General features: G+C 61.5%; 16 protein-coding genes and 1 CRISPR repeat array. Of the genes, 14 read left to right on the top strand and 2 right to left on the bottom strand.

All coding sequences use genetic code 11. From position 1 onward, the window contains the following. The first annotated feature begins 52 nt into the window (after nt 1-52). Both cas1e and cas2e read left to right on the top strand, forming a co-directional pair. Nucleotides 53-940: a type I-E CRISPR-associated endonuclease Cas1e gene (gene cas1e, locus EL234_RS05835; protein ID WP_197718417.1), complete on the top strand. Its 888-nt coding sequence runs from the start codon at nt 53-55 to the stop codon at nt 938-940. Then, nucleotides 937-1284 (top strand): type I-E CRISPR-associated endoribonuclease Cas2e, encoded by a 348-nt coding sequence (cas2e, locus tag EL234_RS05830; protein WP_126416578.1) that lies wholly within the window; start codon nt 937-939, stop codon nt 1282-1284. Before cas1e ends, cas2e begins: the two co-directional genes overlap by 4 nt. A gap of 158 nt (nt 1285-1442) precedes the next feature. After that, a CRISPR array of direct repeats spans nt 1443-3608; the repeat unit is 29 nt; unit sequence GTGCTCCCCGCGCTGGCGGGGATGAGCCC. Between the two features lie 209 nt (nt 3609-3817). Here the strand turns inward: cas2e and EL234_RS05825 are convergent. Then, nucleotides 3818-4867 carry a histidinol-phosphate transaminase gene (locus tag EL234_RS05825; protein ID WP_126416577.1) on the bottom strand — a complete coding sequence of 350 codons (1050 nt, stop codon included), beginning with the start codon at nt 4865-4867 and terminating at the stop codon, nt 3818-3820. Nucleotides 4868-4942: 75 nt separating this feature from the next. On the opposite strand from EL234_RS05825, the gene EL234_RS05820 reads away from it, so the two are divergent. Genes EL234_RS05820 through EL234_RS05805 form a run of 4 tightly spaced genes read left to right on the top strand, consistent with a single transcriptional unit; the run spans nt 4943 to nt 8200 of the window. Beyond that, a complete protein-coding gene (locus EL234_RS05820) occupies nt 4943-5350 on the top strand; it encodes a phage holin family protein (protein ID WP_126416576.1) in 408 nt (135 codons plus the stop codon). Between the two features lie 4 nt (nt 5351-5354). Continuing rightward, nucleotides 5355-6179 carry a fructosamine kinase family protein gene (locus EL234_RS05815; protein WP_126416575.1) on the top strand — a complete coding sequence of 275 codons (825 nt, stop codon included), beginning with the start codon at nt 5355-5357 and terminating at the stop codon, nt 6177-6179. Between the two features lie 22 nt (nt 6180-6201). Beyond that, complete coding sequence (gene purB / locus EL234_RS05810; protein WP_126416574.1) at nt 6202-7578, top strand: adenylosuccinate lyase; 1377 nt, start codon at nt 6202-6204, stop codon at nt 7576-7578. A 7-nt stretch (nt 7579-7585) separates the two neighbouring features. Next, nucleotides 7586-8200: a DedA family protein gene (locus EL234_RS05805; protein WP_126416573.1), complete on the top strand. Its 615-nt coding sequence runs from the start codon at nt 7586-7588 to the stop codon at nt 8198-8200. A 130-nt stretch (nt 8201-8330) separates the two neighbouring features. Here the strand turns inward: EL234_RS05805 and EL234_RS05800 are convergent, their stop codons facing one another. After that, nucleotides 8331-9299 carry a Ppx/GppA phosphatase family protein gene (locus tag EL234_RS05800; RefSeq protein ID WP_126416572.1) on the bottom strand — a complete coding sequence of 323 codons (969 nt, stop codon included), beginning with the start codon at nt 9297-9299 and terminating at the stop codon, nt 8331-8333. Nucleotides 9300-9369: 70 nt separating this feature from the next. Between EL234_RS05800 and EL234_RS05795 the strand changes: the two genes are divergently transcribed. From EL234_RS05795 to EL234_RS05760, 8 genes are all read left to right on the top strand, one after another. After that, the gene (locus EL234_RS05795) at nt 9370-10818 is read left to right on the top strand and encodes a hypothetical protein (RefSeq protein WP_126416571.1); all 1449 of its coding nucleotides are present in this window, start codon (nt 9370-9372) and stop codon (nt 10816-10818) included. A gap of 78 nt (nt 10819-10896) precedes the next feature. After that, entirely contained in the window at nt 10897-12186 is a 1290-nt protein-coding gene (locus EL234_RS05790) for a DNA cytosine methyltransferase (RefSeq protein ID WP_126416570.1), read from the top strand. Nucleotides 12187-12197: 11 nt separating this feature from the next. Next, on the top strand, nt 12198-13022 hold the full coding sequence (locus EL234_RS05785) for an endonuclease (protein WP_164712393.1): 825 nt from the start codon (nt 12198-12200) through the stop codon (nt 13020-13022). A 119-nt stretch (nt 13023-13141) separates the two neighbouring features. Further along, entirely contained in the window at nt 13142-13345 is a 204-nt protein-coding gene (locus EL234_RS05780) for a hypothetical protein (protein ID WP_126416569.1), read from the top strand. Nucleotides 13346-13382: 37 nt separating this feature from the next. Next, nucleotides 13383-14096 carry an ABC transporter ATP-binding protein gene (locus EL234_RS05775; protein WP_164712391.1) on the top strand — a complete coding sequence of 238 codons (714 nt, stop codon included), beginning with the start codon at nt 13383-13385 and terminating at the stop codon, nt 14094-14096. A gap of 3 nt (nt 14097-14099) precedes the next feature. Then, nucleotides 14100-14846, top strand: coding sequence for an ABC transporter permease (locus tag EL234_RS05770; RefSeq protein WP_126416567.1), 747 nt, complete (start codon nt 14100-14102; stop codon nt 14844-14846). Between the two features lie 150 nt (nt 14847-14996). Then, nucleotides 14997-15185, top strand: coding sequence for a heavy-metal-associated domain-containing protein (locus EL234_RS05765; protein WP_322787193.1), 189 nt, complete (start codon nt 14997-14999; stop codon nt 15183-15185). Then, nucleotides 15185-17371 carry a heavy metal translocating P-type ATPase gene (locus EL234_RS05760; RefSeq protein WP_126416565.1) on the top strand — a complete coding sequence of 729 codons (2187 nt, stop codon included), beginning with the start codon at nt 15185-15187 and terminating at the stop codon, nt 17369-17371. The genes EL234_RS05765 and EL234_RS05760 overlap by 1 nt, the downstream gene beginning before the upstream one ends. Nucleotides 17372-17378: the final 7 nt, after the last annotated feature.

Raw genomic sequence — 17378 nt, 5'->3', positions numbered from 1 at the left:
TATGGCATCAGGCCCGAGCAGCAAACCGATCGATCGCCTTCTTCTCACAAGAATGGAGAACCGGCTTTCCTTCCTTTACGTTGAACGGGCCGTGATCAACCGAGACGGTAATGCGCTTACTATCCAAGACGAGCGCGGAATCGTCCACGTACCGGCCACCCAGATCGGCGTCGTCCTCATGGGCCCTGGAACCAAGGTGACCTATGCGGCGATGGCGTTGCTGGGTGACGCCGGTACGTCGGTGGTGTGGGTAGGCGAGAAGGGGGTGCGATATTATGCGCACGGGCGCCCCGCCGCGAAAACCGCGAAGTTTGCTGAAGCCCACGCAAAAATCTGGTCGAATCAGCGTTCGAGATTGCGGTGTGCTCGGCGGATGTACGCAAAACGCTTTCCCGGCGAGAACATCAAAACCTTCACGATGGCTCAGCTTCGCGGCCGAGAAGGCGCTCGGATGAAGACGATCTATGCGGTAGAAGCGCAGCGCACGGGAGTTCCCTGGACGAAGCGTTCCTACGATCCCAATGATTTCGATTCGGGAGACCCCATCAACCGCGCACTGACGGAAGCATCCGCTGCTTTGTACGGCATCGCGCATGCCGTGATTGTAGGGCTCGGTTGTATTCCCTCGTTGGGAATCATTCACTCGGGCACGGATCGCTCTTTCGTTTTCGACATTGCCGATCTTTACAAGGCAGAGATCGCTATACCGGCTGCGGTTGAAGCGGTGGCTGCGTCTGCAGAAGGCGACGATCTGAATGTACGACGCCGGGTACGAGACAAGGTTGTTAGTGCTCGGCTGATGCAGCGAATGACTCGGGATTTGCAGGAACTCATGGAGCTGCCAGAAGAAGATTCGTATGCGGACGTAGATCTGTTTTTGTGGAGCGAACTCGAACCTGTTCCCGCTGGAACGAATTGGGATTTCGGGGCGCTGCAATGATTGTCCTTCAGCTCACTGCAGTTCCCGCCGGTCTTCGTGGCGATCTTACGAAGTGGCTGATGGAGATTGCACCCGGCGTCTTTGTCGGAAATCCGAGTGCTCGTATCCGGGAACTGGTGTGGGAAAGAACTGTGGAACTGTGCAAAGACGGACGAGCGATTATGGTCTGTTCCGCCGATACCGAGCAGGGGATGACGTTCCGGACCCACCGTCATGCGTGGGTTCCTACAGATTTTGACGGTTTAACTCTGATGATGCGCCCGGATAATTCGTCTAAGTCCAAAGCAACAGAAAGACGCACCGGGTGGTCTACCGCTCGGCATGCTCGGAAGAAGCGGAGGTAAACGGGAAAATGTTCCTATGTGCAAAGCGAGTTTAAGACACGACGACGGCCTCCCGACCGTTTTCTGTGCGCCGTCGACTAAGGCTGGCGATGGACGACTAAGCTAAGAAGTCGTATGTAAACTGGCTCAATCATTCGAATCTCTGCTGGTCAGCAAGAGTGCTCCCCGCGCTGGCGGGGATGAGCCCCGTGGAAGTGACGTGCCCAATCGTGGTGACCAGTGCTCCCCGCGCTGGCGGGGATGAGCCCCGTGGAAGTGACGTGCCCAATCGTGGTGACCAGTGCTCCCCGCGCTGGCGGGGATGAGCCCGAGACAAGGCGTTAGCCCGGCTACGAGAGCCAGTGCTCCCCGCGCTGGCGGGGATGAGCCCGTTCATGCCGTTAGGCTATACCATCTGGCATAGTGCTCCCCGCGCTGGCGGGGATGAGCCCATGTGATAGAGAGAGGCTAACGTGGGAGGTAAGTGCTCCCCGCGCTGGCGGGGATGAGCCCAGCGGGTAGGCCAGCGTCATCGGATCGCGGGCGTGCTCCCCGCGCTGGCGGGGATGAGCCCGTGTTTCGGCTGCCGATGCCGCAGTCTCTCATGTGCTCCCCGCGCTGGCGGGGATGAGCCCGTCTGGCCGACATCGCCCTCACTGAGAATCTGGTGCTCCCCGCGCTGGCGGGGATGAGCCCAGTTTCTCGTTCGACTGCTCAAGCTGGTCACGGTGCTCCCCGCGCTGGCGGGGATGAGCCGACAGGCTGAAGCCTCTGGTGATCTGGAAGATAGTGCTCCCCGCGCTGGCGGGGATGAGCCCAGTTTGGACAAAGATTCCAACGCACCCGTTTCGTGCTCCCCGCGCTGGCGGGGATGAGCCCGCCTCCCGCAATGACTCTGAGACCGGGGAAAAGTGCTCCCCGCGCTGGCGGGGATGAGCCCTGTACTGATTTCGTGTTTTGGCGGGTTAACCGGTGCTCCCCGCGCTGGCGGGGATGAGCCCATCGTGATAGCCACATCAGACACGGGCAGGCCGTGCTCCCCGCGCTGGCGGGGATGAGCCCCGGTGCGTGCAGCGGAAAATTTTCGCTGACGAGTGCTCCCCGCGCTGGCGGGGATGAGCCCCAATGTCGCTAGGCTACTTTACGAAAATCGCTGTGCTCCCCGCGCTGGCGGGGATGAGCCCGTCACCGTCTTCGGCACGTGAATAGAAGCCCAGTGCTCCCCGCGCTGGCGGGGATGAGCCCAGTTCTGATACTTGTTCAACGTCAGCCGCCCCGTGCTCCCCGCGCTGGCGGGGATGAGCCCTCGTGCGGCATGAAATCATCGCCCAGATTATGGTGCTCCCCGCGCTGGCGGGGATGAGCCCGGTGGTTCGTTGTCGAAAGCGGACTGCTGGTAGGTGCTCCCCGCGCTGGCGGGGATGAGCCCCGTCTGGCCGTCGAGGCAAGCGGAAAACGTATGTGCTCCCCGCGCTGGCGGGGATGAGCCCGGTCGGACTCGTAGGCTGTCCGGAACGAGGCAGTGCTCCCCGCGCTGGCGGGGATGAGCCCAATTACAGTACGCTAACGGCGTCGCAGTCATGGTGCTCCCCGCGCTGGCGGGGATGAGCCCTTGCCGGCCCAATCCAAGCCGCTCTGCCTTTAGTGCTCCCCTCGCTGGCGGGGATGAGCCCTGAGCACAGAACTATACCCAAGTGAACTATATGTGCTCCCCGCGCTGGCGGGGATGAGCCCCGGCGCACCCTCTACGGCGAGAAAGACAAGCCGTGCTCCCCTCGCTGGCGGGGATGAGCCCTCCACGAAAAAGCACAGGTGACCAAGCTATGAGTGCTCCCCGCGCTGGCGGGGATGAGCCCATCGTGGCATGGACGATAAGAAACCGGTCCGCGTGCTCCCCGCGCTGGCGGGGATGAGCCCATCGTGGCATGGACGATAAGAAACCGGTCCGCGTGCTCCCCGCGCTGGCGGGGATGAGCCTTCCTTTTCAGAAAGTGGAATCGCCTGCGTCAGGTGCTCCCCGCGCTGGCGGGGATGAGCCTGAGTATGCGGCCGCGTATTGTCAGTCGCTATTGTGCTCCCCGCGCTGGCGGGGATGAGCCCACGCGCTTAGCGTTTTCTGCCAGCTCATCTTCAGTGCTCCCCGCGCTGGCGGGGATGAGCCCGTGACTGCGGTGACGTGCTCGTGGTCGTCTTCGTGCTCCCCGCGCTGGCGGGGATGAGCCGGGGTTTGGGCGGGAGCCCATGCACGCCCCGCAGTGCTCCCCGCGCTGGCGGGGATGAGCCCTGGCGTACGCCCGGCGCGTTGTCATGCGTAACGTGCTCCCCGCGCTGGCGGGGATGAGCCCCCGCGTTAGAAGCGATGAAGACCGCGATAGAGGTGCTCCCCGCGCTGGCGGGATAAGCCTGTGGTACTCTTGTCAGTGATGAGCTTCCACTCTGGGTCGCCTGCAATAATGGATCGACAAAACCCGGACTAAGAAGCTCATCTACTACTTCACGACAATTTCAACTAAGTGCTCCCCGCGCTGGCGGGGACAATCCCCCGGCGCCCTCGCTACGCGCGATACCGCTTATACGCCCTGAGCAGCCTGAGCGAGGCCTCCGGCTCGGCCACCGTCACGCGCACGCCCTCATCCACAAACGTGCGCACCACAATCTTCTCCTCGGCGCAGAAGCGCGCGAAACGCGCCGAGTCCTCCCCCAGGTCAAACCACACGTAGTTCGCCTGTGGCTCCGGCCCGTCCCAGCCAAGCGCGCGCAGCGCCCCCACAAGCTTCCCCCGCTCGGCCACCACGGCCGCCACCCGCTTATCCACCTCCGGACGCGACTGCAACGCCGCCACAGCCGCCGCCTGCGCCAACACGTTGACCCCAAACGGCGTCGCAACCTTATCCAAACCGGCAACCACGCCGGCGTCGGCGATCGCGTACCCCACGCGAATCCCCGCCAAACCGTACGCCTTCGAAAACGTCCGCAACACGACGACGTTCCCAAACTCGCGAGCCAACTCCACGCCCCGCACGGGGTCGTCCATCTCAACGAAATCCACGTACGCCTCATCAAGCAATACCGGAACCTCGGCCGGCACGGCATGCAAAAACTGGTGCAGCTCGCTGTGAGTCAAGGCGGCGCTCGTCGGATTATTCGGCGTACAAATCAACACCGCGCGCGTGTCCGCACCGATGGCGTCCACCATCGCAGGAAGATCGGGCTTCCCGCCCTTCAACGGCACCCCCACGGGCGTGGCGCCAGCCACCTGAATCGCAATCGGATACGCCTCAAACGACCGCCACGGCATCACCACCTGCGAACCCGCAGTACACACGGCCGTCAAAAACTTCTCAATCAGCGCCGTCGACCCGTTGCCCACCGCAACATTCGCCGGCGACACCCGATGGTACGCCGCAATCGCATCACGCAACACCGCATTACCCATGTCCGGATACCGGTTCAAATCCCCCAGCCGCCCGTTGATCACCGCCGCCACACCCGGCAGCGTCGGGAACGGCATCTCATTAGACGCCACCTTGATCACATCCGGATCATCCGGATTCTTTCCAGCGACGTAAGCGGGCAGGTCAGCGATATCAGGTCGGAAGTACATACCCCTATCATGCACCGATTTCGCGCCCGGCGCATCGCCCCGCCACCCCTTGACCAAGCCCGTAAAGTAGCCCATATGAGGTTCTTAATCACTGCAGCAGTCAACGCCGTAGCACTGTGGGTGGCCACAATCCTGCTCTCCGGCGTACGACTCGACGGCGCCGTCCCCGCCGACTCCTTCCTGTCCGGCGTCGACCCCAGCGGCCAGCGCGCAATCTACTTCCTACTCGCAGGCGGTGTGCTCGGCGTCGTCAACATGCTGGTCCGCCCCATCGTCAAAGTACTATCGCTGCCGTTCTACGTGCTCACGCTCGGACTTTTCTTTATCATCGTCAACGCGCTCATGATCTCGCTGACTGCCTGGGTCACCGGCATGTTCGACCTCAGCCTTACCATCGACGGCTTCTGGTGGGCCGTGGGCGCCGGCATCGTCGTCGGCGTCGTCAACTGGTTCCTCAGCGCACTCCTGCCCGACCGCAGCTAACACCATGCCACGCACCTTCCGCAAAACCGCGAGCGCCCGCGCCATCGCCCACGAAGTAGCCGGTTTACAGGAGCTTGGAGGGGCGACGACGGCGGGCGGCGTTCCCGTCGCCCAGCTCGCCGGTTACACAGGCACGACGCTCGAAACCATCGCGATCACCGCGGTCGGGCCGAGCCGTGAGGCTGCGCGTGAGTTCGGCGCGCGGCTGGCACGCACCCACGCATTCTCCAATGGTCCGCGCGTGTTCGGCCAAGCGCCGGCCACGTTCCCGCCCGAGTTCGACGGGGTCGGCCACATGGGCGACGCGCTACTCCCGATGGTGCAGGCCGATTCGACGACGCCGGAGCGTCCCGCCCAGCAGGCCGCCCGGCGGTTCGGCGAGTTCTACGCCGCAGACCGCCTCCTGCCCTACGTGAAGGCGGCCGTCGACAACGGCTCGATGCCGAACGGGCAGGTCATCGAGCGGCTGGCAAAAAGGCTGCGCGACGGCGTCTTCGATTCACCCCAACCACACCTGGTGGCCACGGAGGCGGCGCTGCTGCATGGCGACCTGTGGTCGGGCAACGTGCTATGGGCGCGCGAGGGCGCCGTGCTCATCGACCCGGCCTGCCACGGCGGACACGCAGAATCCGACCTCGCCCAACTGCGCGTGTTCGGCACGCCGTTCGTAGAGGACATCTACGCCGGCTACCACGAGGTCTCACCGCTGGCCGACGGCTGGCGCGACCGCATCGGCCTGCACCAGCTACACATACTCATCGTTCACGCCGCCCTGTTCGGCGGATCGTACGGGCGGCAAACAATCCGGGTGGCCAGCCCATACCTTTAGCCCGCCTGCCTATAATCAGACCATGACGAAGTTTTTAAGCCCGCTCGATAGCCGCTACCGCGCCGAAACCGAGGCGCTCGCCGACTACCTGTCCGAACCCGCGCTCAACCGCGCGCGCCTGCACGTGGAGGTCGAGTGGCTGATCTTCCTGTCGGTCAACAAGATTCTGCCGGGCGCGCCCGTGATCGGTGAGTCCGAGATCGCCTACCTGCGCGCGCTCGTGGAGGATTTCGACGACGTCGCTATCGCCCGGCTCGCCGAGTTCGAGGCTGAAACACGCCACGACGTCAAGGCCGTCGAATACTATCTGAAAGAAAAGATGCACGCCGGGCCCGCCCCGCTTCCGCAGATGGACGAGATCGTGCACATCTTCGCCACGTCCGAAGACATCAACAACCTCGCCCACGCACTCAACATCAAGCACGCGGTCGAATCGGTGTGGCTGCCGCAGGCCCGCGCGTTCGTCGCCGAACTAGGCGAGCGCGCCCGCGACTACGCCGAGGTTCCCATGCTCGCACGCACCCACGGCCAAGCCGCCTCACCCACCACGCTTGGTAAAGAATTCGCAGTGTTCGCGTGGCGGCTCACCCGCCAGTTAGAGCGGATCGACGACGCCGTCTACCTCGGCAAATTCAACGGCGCCACCGGAACCTACGGCGCACATGCCGTGTCTGTGCCGGATGCCGACTGGCCGGCGCTCGCCAAACAGTTCGTGGAGGGCTTGGGGCTCACGTTTAACCCGCTGACCACGCAGATCGAATCGCACGATTGGATGGCGGAACTGTTCGCGGACGTGGCGCGCTTCGGGCGGATCGCCCACAACCTGGCCACCGACTTTTGGACGTACATTTCGCTGGGCTACCTCAAGCAGAACCTCGCGGCGCAGGGCTCCACGGGCTCGTCGACGATGCCGCACAAGGTCAACCCAATCCGCTTCGAAAACGCAGAGGCAAACCTGGAGATGTCGTGCGCGTTGTTCGACACGCTGAGCGCCACGCTCGTCACCTCGCGCCTACAACGCGACCTCACGGATTCCTCCACGCTGCGCAACGTGGGCGTGGCTTTCGGGCACTCGCTGCTGGCGGTCAAGAATCTGCGCCGCGGCCTGGCGGGAGTGGACGCGAACCCGCAGCGCCTCGACGAGGACCTCGACCGCGCGTGGGAGGTGCTCGCCGAGCCGATCCAGCAAGTCATGCGCACCGCCCGAATCGCCGGAGTCGAGGGGATGGAAGACCCCTACGAACGCCTCAAAGAACTCACCCGCGGCCACGCCGTCGACGAACACACCATGCGCGACTTCATCGCCTCGCTCGGCCTACCGGCTGATCTCGCGGAGAGATTGGCCAATCTCAGCCCCGCAACTTACACTGGGGTGGCCGCACAACTCGCCAAAAGTTAGGACCTGAATGTCAACCCTCGATGGGATCGCCGGCTGGGCAGTAGAACTGATGGAAGCCCTCGGTGGCGTCGGCGTGGCGCTGCTGATCGCGATCGAAAACCTCTTCCCGCCGATTCCCTCCGAAATTATTCTGCCGCTCGCCGGATTCACGGCGTCGCTGGGCACAAAATTCTCGCTCGTTGAGGCCATCATCTGGGCGACTATCGGCTCGGTGGTCGGCGCGTGGGCGCTGTACGGCGTGGCACGCGTGTTTGGCCGCGAGCGCACGCGCGCCGTGTTCGAGTGGCTGCCGTTGGTGAAGATCGACGACGTCGACAGAACCGAAGAATGGTTCCACAAGCACGATCAAAGCACCGTGTTCTTCGGGCGAATGCTGCCGATCTTCCGCTCGCTGATTTCCTTGCCAGCTGGCGTCATTAAGATGAACTTCCTCAAGTTCACGCTGCTGACCGCCGCCGGCTCGGCCATCTGGAACATTGTGCTCGTGGGAGCCGGATATCTGCTCGGCGAAAACTGGCACCTCGTGGAGCAGTACGTGGGCGTGCTGTCGAAGATCGTGCTCGCGGTCATCTTGATCGCGCTCGCCTGGTGGATTATTCGGCGGCTACGCCAAAACAAGTAACCGCCGGGCGCGGGCTACACGCTGGCCGCCACTCGGCGGGCACGCCGAAAGAATCAGGTGCGTCGGCTTAACCGAGGGCCCGTGACGTCTAGCCGGTACGTGGTGGCCTCTAGCCGGTGCGTGGTCATTTCTAGCCGAGGTCGCTGAGGTCGAGGCCGGACGTGCGCGGGGCGGAATCAAACCTGTCAATCCGCTCGAGCAACACGCCTTCGCGTAGCGCCCACGGGCAAATCTCCAAGCGCTTGATCTTGAACATCTTCATCGCCTTGTACGCCACTTCGGCTCCGGCCACGATCTGATAGGTGCGCTCCGGAGTAATGCCCGGCAGTTCCATACGGGAAGCCGCAGGAAGCCGCGCAATACGCTCCACCCAATCCCCCAAGTCGGAGCGGCTCATACGGCGTCGTTCCTCCGGGCCTACCACCGAAATCCGGTTACCAGCCAAACGTGCCAGCGAGCGGAAGGTTTTCGACGTCGCCACCACATGATCCGGCGACGGCAACTCCTTGAGCTGCTGCGCAAGCGGCTCAAGCTGGGACTCGATCTCCCGGCGCAACAACACGAGCTCAGAAGCACGCGGCGGATCGTGCTTCAAAAAATCCTTCGTCAGCCGGCCAGCACCCAACGGTACGGACGCCACGAACTCAGGCTCCTCGTCAATCCCAAGCGAGACCTCAAACGAGCCACCGCCGATGTCAAGCACCATGATCCGCCCGGCAGCCCAGCCATGCCAGCGCCGCGCCGCGAAATACGTGAGCTCCGATTCTTCCGCGCCAGACAGCACGCCGAACTTCGTGCCCGCAATCTTCTCCAGCCGTTCCATCACCTGCGGGCCGTTCGTCGCCTCCCTTACGGCGGACGTGACGATGCCGATCAGCTCGTCCACATTATTCTTCCGCGAAAACGCCACGGCCTTGCGGGTCGCCCGCTCAAGGGCCTGCACGCCCTCGGGGTTAATCGAACCGTCATCTTCCAAATACTGCATGAGCCGCACAATCGACCGCTCGTCGGCGAACGGATCGGGGCGCGCCCGCGAATAAGCATCAACAACCACAAGGTGAACCGTATTCGAGCCAATGTCTAAAACTCCGAGACGCATGCCACAAGGCTAGTAGGTTTTCCTGGTCGGCGGAGGCATTTTCGCGATCTTGTGCCGGTAGGGTGGTCATATGGTTACCTTCATGCTCGCCGTATCCGCACCCCAGGCCGAAGCACTGTTGCAGGGGTACGACGTCGTCTCCGGATACGCGGTGGACGCCGCGGCTGGTTCGCGCGTCACCGAAGTCTCCGACCTGCTCGACCTGCTCTGCCTGCGCTTTCCCGACACGCCCTTCGCCGATGACGAGCCGCTCGACATCGTCCACCTGCCCTCCGATCCGTTCACGATGGACCGGCACGCGGTGGGCCCGTTACATCCAGACGCGATACGCGGCGGGGTGATCGACTACGGGTTTGACGGGTCTGGCGTGGCACGCGGCGGCGGAGTGGAAACCGACCTGCTCTACCTGGAGCCTTGCCGGGTGACCAGCGGCGCCACCCTGTGGCGGTTCTATCCCGGAAACCCGCAGCCGGAACATCGGGGCACCTACCACGGGATCGCCTACGGTTGGGAAAACATGGAGACCGGCACGTTCACGGCCGCGGTGCCCACGCCCTTCCTCGGGCCGGTCATCAAACGGGATTGGGGTGCGGTGCCCTGCGACGTCGAAGTTGAGGGTGGCAAACCGGTGGCAGTCACGATGGTCTCGCCTGCCGAACCAGATCAGGAAGACGGCTTCCAGCTCATCGAATCGGGCATGTGGGCAAAGCGGATCGCGGTGGACGACTCGGCGCACATTTACACCGAGTTCGTGACCGGCCGCGTGTCGGGCATGCCGGTGCGCGTAGTGCGTACCGTGAACTCGAACGGGCGTCTGCTTTTGCAGGTGGCCTCGGCACTCACGGACGCCCTGTATCTGACCCGGGCGCAGTTCCAGCGTTGGTCAAGCGGCACGTTTACGGCGCTCATCGCACCGGACAAGGTGACAGATCAGCGCCGGATCGAGGCCAAGCCTACGGATTGGGATGTGGCCGACCGCCCCGCGATTGCTGCGCGCCGGGAATCTCCGGTGAATTTTTCGGACGCGAACGAGCTGCTTCGTGAAACGTTCACGCTGGTCTCGGACACGGCCCCGCCTGACTGGCGAGAAGTCACGCTGCGCATCCAACTGGTCGGCACCTCGGCGCTATACGAGGGGTACGCGAAGCTTGACGGCGACAGGTTCGCAGCGATGCGCGTGCTGCCGACCGCGGTCATCCACTACATGCGCCGCCTCAAGCAGGATCGCGTGCTCGCCGGCGAAGAGCCGTTCCTCGTGGCCGTCATCCGCCTGGGCAAAGACGGGCAGGGCACGCTCAACGTGAACGGCTCGCAAGAGCCGGTGTGGGCAGACCACGTCGATCCCGCCGAATGGAGCAACGAGATGGCGGCATTCCCGCGCGAGGCGCCGGACTGGATGGAAGAACGCCTCGCGAGCGCCCCGCCGGCAACGCACACGGGCCCGACCCCCTACCCCGCCGACCTCACGGCCAACATCCACTGGATCAAAGAGATAACCGGCGAGGACGAAGACGCGTAGCGGATGAACCGGAGGAACCCAGCTGTGGAGAGAGAAAAATGTGTCGGTGGCAATTGGTAGTGTCAAGGCATGGAGAAGATGGAAAGAACACGTCCGATAGCTGTTGACCTCTTCGCTGGTGCGGGAGGTCTGTCCCTTGGCCTTGAGCAGGCTGGCTACGACGTGCTTGCCGCGGTGGAATACGATCCAATTCACGCCGCGGTTCACGATTACAACTTCTCCTATGGGGCGACATTCGCCGTCAACGTTCAGAACATAACTGGTGATGAGATTCGGCGCGCATCGGCTATTGCAGATCAAGAGATTCATGTTGTAGCCGGTGGCCCACCCTGCCAAGGAATCTCGATGATTGGTAAACGCGCGATTGATGATCCGCGAAATGAGCTTCTCAAGGAGTACGTGCGCCTGGTGCTCGAGCTAAGGCCGCGCTACTTCGTGATGGAGAATGTGGCCGGTTTGTTGGTCGGCACTCACAGGCAACTGATTGGTGAGCTCATCGAATTACTGGAAGATGACGGCACCTACCACGTGGTCAAACCACTAAAGGTCTTACAGGCTGCGGCGTACGGCGTACCGCAATCACGCAAACGAGTGTTCATGATTGGGCACCGTAATGATGTGGCAGCTCCTCGTTATCCGGAGGAGAGCTTCACGCCGCGCACGATTCGTGGATCTATTCCCGCGAAAGCAGAGCTGCCGTTGGGCCCTTCTGTTGCAGATGCGATTGGCGACTTGCCAGATGTTGACCAATATGAGGAACTTCTCGTTTCAGACACACTACTGCGCGCTCCATATGGGTCAGCCTCGCCGTACTCAGCTATTCTTCGCGGGATAACAGTGGATGCACACGACTTCTCGCATAGAAGGCCTGCAGTTGATGGAATATTGACTTCCTCTATGCGCACTATCCATACTCAACGGTCAATTGATAGGTTTATGAAGACTGAACCTGGTACTACCGAGAAAGTCAGTAGGTTCTTGCGGCTCCACCCCGACGGCGTGTGCAACACACTGCGGGCCGGAACCGCCTCAGATCGCGGCGCGTTTACCGCGCCACGGCCGATTCACCCGGCTCGCCCCCGCGTGATCACGGTTAGGGAAGCTGCCAGACTTCACAGTTACCCGGATTGGTTTCGGTTCCACGAAACGAAATGGAACGGATTCCGGCAGATCGGTAACTCTGTGCCACCCATTTTGGGCAGGGCGGTAGCTTCCGAATTGTTAAAGGCTGATGGGATCGTTCCCATCGAAGGAATTCATGTTGAGCTTGGCAATGCTGCACTGTTGTCGATGACAGCAGGCGAAGCTCATGAGTATTACGGGCTCACAGAGCGAGCTATCCCACAGCGCAATCGAAAGGTAGGGTAAATATACTGTCCATGCACAATGCTATTCCGGACAAAAGAGAGAATCGCTACCAGCAACTCGCCGGCTGGGTGTTTTCCCGCCATTACAAGCCAGGCGACACCTCAGTGCGCTGGAAACGTGAAGAACTACGCAGTGCAGCGAAAGAACTCGGAATACCGCTGCCAAAGAATCTTGGAGACGTTCTCTATGCGATTCGTTACAGGATGCCACTTCCTTCTGTCATGTTAGAGACTGCACCAGCCGGTTTTGAATGGATAGTGCGTTCTGTTGGCCGCTCTGCGTACAGTTTTGATTTAATCCCAGCCCAAGTACGCATCGCGCCGAACCCGGCGCTTGCTGTGACGAAGATTCCCGATGCAACTCCGGAAATCATCGCGGCATCGGCACTTGGTGACGAACAAGCCCTCCTAGCTCTCGTGCGATATAACCGACTCATCGATATTTTCCTTGGAGTAACCGCCTACTCGTTACAGAATCATCTACGGACAACCGCCATAGGCATTGGACAAGTTGAAGTTGACGAAGTCTATCTCGCGGTTGACCGGTTCGGCCGACAGTTCGTTCTGCCAGTGCAGGCCAAGGGCGGCGCAGATGAGATAGGTATTACACAGACCGAACAGGATATTGCTGTGTGCGAGGAAAAGTGGCCTGATAAAATCTGCCGCCCCATCGCAGTTCAATTCGCAGACAGCGGCCGCATCGCGCTGTTTGAGCTGGCAATTCAAAACAACCAAGTCAGGGTCAGACGCGAATCTCATTACCAACTTGTCCCGGCATCAGTTATCACCAGAGATGACCTTGCCGAATATTCTCACAGTGCGATGGTAGAAGGATGATTCTTAGTCGCTGGTATTTCCGCGGTGGTCTGCTATGTCCCGGGTTTCCTTCCGAGGGTTAGGGCTGGAAGGACGGGGTTATACCCAAGTAATTTGATCAGGAGACGAAGGATCGGGTGGTGCTACATGAAGAAAAAGACGTGCTGGCTGAAAATGCCAGGCTACGGGCAGAAAATGCCGAGTTACGGGATATCAACGAGCTGCTACGTGTCACGTCGGCTGGTAGTGTAGGAGACGCGTTGGACAACGCGTTAGCAGAGGAAGAAGAATACAGGCAGTCACACACTACCAACCAAGAACAGGAAACCAAGGTAAACACCTAGGAAGAAAACCCGGGGCATTTCACCGAGGAGGTAAATCGTGGCTGAACCTGTACTTAGCGCTTCTTCCCTTTCGAAGAGATACAGCAAGAACGCCGACTTTGCCTTGCAAGATTTTTCGGCGGACTTTTTCGAAGGTGAACTAGTCGCTGTGATAGGCCCCAATGGAGCTGGCAAATCGACGCTATTCGACATCCTAGGCAGCCTCATCAGACCCACGTCAGGCGAGCTGACCACTCACGTTGACCGCTCCCACATTGGCTGGTGTCCGCAGCGTGAGGTGATCGATTGGTCGTTGACCGTCCGGCAAAACATTACGATGGGTGTGGAACTGAGAACTGCGAGTTTCCGTGCGTCTCATCAGGTTGAACACATTGCTTCACTACTTGGTTTGTTGCCGTACTTAAACCGGACGGCAGAAACCCTTTCTGGCGGGGAGCTGCGTAGAACGCAGATCGCACGCGCAATTATCGGCGATCCACAACTCATGATCCTCGACGAGCCCACAACTGGGCTAGATCCCTCAGCGATCAATACGGTGTTTGACTACCTTCGTACGCGAGTCGACGCGGGTGCAACCGCGTTAGTCAGCACGCATGAGACCTCGAAGTTCGCGCGGTACTGCACAAGGGTCATCGCCATCAATCAGGGAATCACCATTCGCGACATGGACGCTGCCGAGTTCATGAGCTACGCACCTCAAAGCAACGACCTGTGGGATGCTTTCCAAGCCTGTGTCAACGAAGAGGTATAACCCATGAAAAGAATGGTTATCTTAACGAAATACCACGTTGCCTCACTGTGGAATTGGCGCAGTGTCTATCTCGGCAGACTCGTGGAGCCAGTCGCATATTTCGTTTTCTTAGTCGCCGGTATTTCCGCGATGGTCTCCGATAGTTTCGGCACCGACTATGTACGCTACGCGCTCACCGGAATATTCTGCCTTCTGGCGTTCAGGGTATTCACCTTTACCGTGTCTGACGTGTCAAACGACCGGAAATGGGGAGTTTACGCGATCTTCACGATGCAAGGCGGCAGCCCTCGAGCTTATCTTCTGACAATACTTGCGGTTGACACACTCGTCTTCCTAGTACAATCTGCCATTCTGTTACTCGCCTACGTTGGAGTATCAGGCTGGAGCATCACAGCGCCCACCCTCACAGCGATCATTCACAATATTCTTGTTGCCGTGTTGGTGGTCTGGGGGTGGGCTGGGCTCGGAGCCGCCATCGGCGCGCTCGTCGATAGCTACTCGACACGCGACATGATTTCAACACTGACCTCGTTGCCCATCGTCCTATCTGCCCCTCTGTTCTACACGTTGGATTCAGTTCCCACATACCTGTACGCCATCGCCAAGGTAAACCCACTGACCTATCACGTTGAGTGGATACGAGAGCCAAGCATTGAAAACATGTGCTTCGCGGCTCTCTGGGCTGTCATCTGCTACGCGGTTGGCGCCTTCGCATTACAGCGCTCAGATCGGGTTAGTTCGGAGAGATAGCGGCGACGGCCGGAAACTTTTCCCGCCCTGGCGGGTGATCTTGGCATATACGAAGATCTCCCGCTATAGCGTGAAAAGTTTCCGCACGCGGGGGAATAAAAGCCGCTCCCCGGCCGTTCCGCCTGCATGATCAAAATCTACGTAGACGGAATGACGTGCAACAACTGCGTATCGCACGTAACAGAAGAACTCACCGCCATCTCAGGCATTGACGAAGTTATCGTCACGCTTGACGCGGATGGCACATCCACGGTTGAGGTCGTCGGCGAAGCAACAGACGACCAGCTGCGCGAAGCAATCGACGAAGCGGGCTACGACCTCGTACGCATCGAACGGTAATGCCCACCGACATTGACCTTGCCGTTTCGGGTATGACGTGCGCCGCGTGCGTGGCGCGCGTGGAAAAGAAACTCAACAAGGTTCCGGGCGTCGAAGCGGTGGTCAATCTGGCCACCGAGCGCGCCCACGTGGTCGTCAGCGACGATTCGATCACCCCCGATCAACTCATCGACGTGGTTACCAAGGCCGGCTACGGCGCCACCGTCGTTGAGAACCCGGCACAGGCCGACGACGCCGCACAAACAGCCGCAGAAGAACGCACAACAGATCTGTGGCGGCGCTTCGTTATATCAGCCGCGCTCTCGGTGCCGGTCGTCGGCATCTCGATGATCCCCGCCCTGCAATTTCCAGGCTGGCAGTGGCTGGTCGCCGCGCTGAGCCTGCCGATTGCTTTCTGGTGCGGCTGGCCCTTCCACAAGGGAGCTCGCGCAGGCACGATGGACACCCTCGTCTCCCTCGGAGTGCTCGCCTCGATGGGCTGGTCGCTGTGGGCGCTCCTGTTCGGCGGCGCCGGGCACATCGGCTACACGATGCACATGAGCGGCATCCACGGCCTAACGGGCAAGCCGCACCTGTACTTCGAGTCCGCCGCCATGATCGTCACCTTCCTTCTGCTCGGCCGATACTTGGAGGCGAAATCGCGCAGATCGGCCGGCGACGCGCTTCGCGCCCTCCTCGAACTCGGCGCAGACCAGGCTTTCCTCGTCTCCCGAGGCGGCGCTGAGATCGGCCGCATGATCCCCGCGTCCGAGCTCCAGGTTGGGGACATCTTCCGGGTCCGCCCCGGGGAAACGGTGGCTGCCGACGGCGTCGTCGTCGCCGGGCATTCGGCCATCAATGCCTCGCTGGTGACCGGGGAGTCCGTGCCCATCGACGTCACCGTAGGCTCGCCGGTCACCGGCGCGACGATCAACGAGCAGGGCTCGCTCGACGTGCGGGCAACCCGGGTGGGCGAAGAAACAACGCTGGCTCAGATGGGCCGCCTGCTCGCCCAAGCACAAACCGGTAAGGCGCCCGTGCAGCGGATCGCGGACCGTATCTCGTCCGTATTCGTACCCGCCGTTATCGTGATTGCGCTGGTCACACTGGTTGTGCGGCTCGCGCTCGGCAACCCCGTGCAGATGGCGCTGGCCTCGGCGATCACCGTTCTCGTCGTGGCATGCCCGTGCGCGCTTGGCCTCGCCACGCCCACCGCCCTGCTGGCCGGATCAGGCAAACTCTCCAAACTCGGCGTGCTCATCCGCGGGCCGGAAGTGCTCGAAGGCGCACACCGAGCCGAGGTCATCATGCTCGACAAAACCGGCACGCTCACCACCGGGGTCATGTCCGTTGACGAGGTCGTCGCACACGAAGCAACAGAGGCAGAGGTGCTCACCTACGCCGCGAGCCTCGAAGCCCATTCCGAGCACCCCATTGCGAAAGCAATCGTCCGGGACGCCCAGGATCGCGGCCTTACGCTACGCCAGGTCACCGGTTTCACGGCGGTTCCGGCCGGGGGCGTCGTCGGCGAGATCGACGGCGAACGCGTGGCCGCTGGCAAGCTCGACTGGCTGACCGACCACGACGTCGCGCCGGTACGCGCAGCCGCCGAACGGATCGCAGAATCCGGGTCCACCGCCGTCGTCGTCACCGTTGATCGCCGCGTAATCGGTGTGATCGGCGTACGCGACACGCTGCGCCCCGAGGCCAAGGAGGCCGTGGACGGGCTGCGCGACCAGAGGCTCACACCGGTGCTCGTAACCGGCGATAACAAGGCGGCCGCGCGCACCGTGGCCGCCGAGCTCGGCATCGACCGCGTCCACGCCGGCGTGCTCCCGGAAGACAAGGTGGCAATCGTGCGCGAATGGCAGCAAAAGGCGAATGTGGCGATGGTGGGCGACGGCGTCAACGACGCGGCCGCACTCGCGCAGGCAGACCTTTCGATCGCGATGGGGTCGGGAACCGACGTCGCCAAAGCGGCCGCCGACATCACGATCGTCAACTCCGACATCCGGGCGATTCCCGCCGCGCTACGCGTCTCGGCGGCCACACTAAAAATCATCAAGCAGAATCTGGCGTGGGCGTTCTCCTACAATCTGATCGCCATTCCGCTCGCTGTGGGCGGGGTGATCGTGCCGGGGATTGCGGCGTTTGCGATGGCGTCGTCGTCCGTGATCGTGGTTCTTAATTCGCTCCGGCTCCGTTAGATTATAG

Source organism: Trueperella bialowiezensis (genome assembly GCF_900637955.1).
Classification (GTDB): Bacteria; Actinomycetota; Actinomycetes; order Actinomycetales; family Actinomycetaceae; genus Trueperella; species Trueperella bialowiezensis.
The sequence above is the reverse complement of the archived record's forward strand: the minus strand, read 5'-3'. Positions and strand labels throughout refer to the sequence as shown.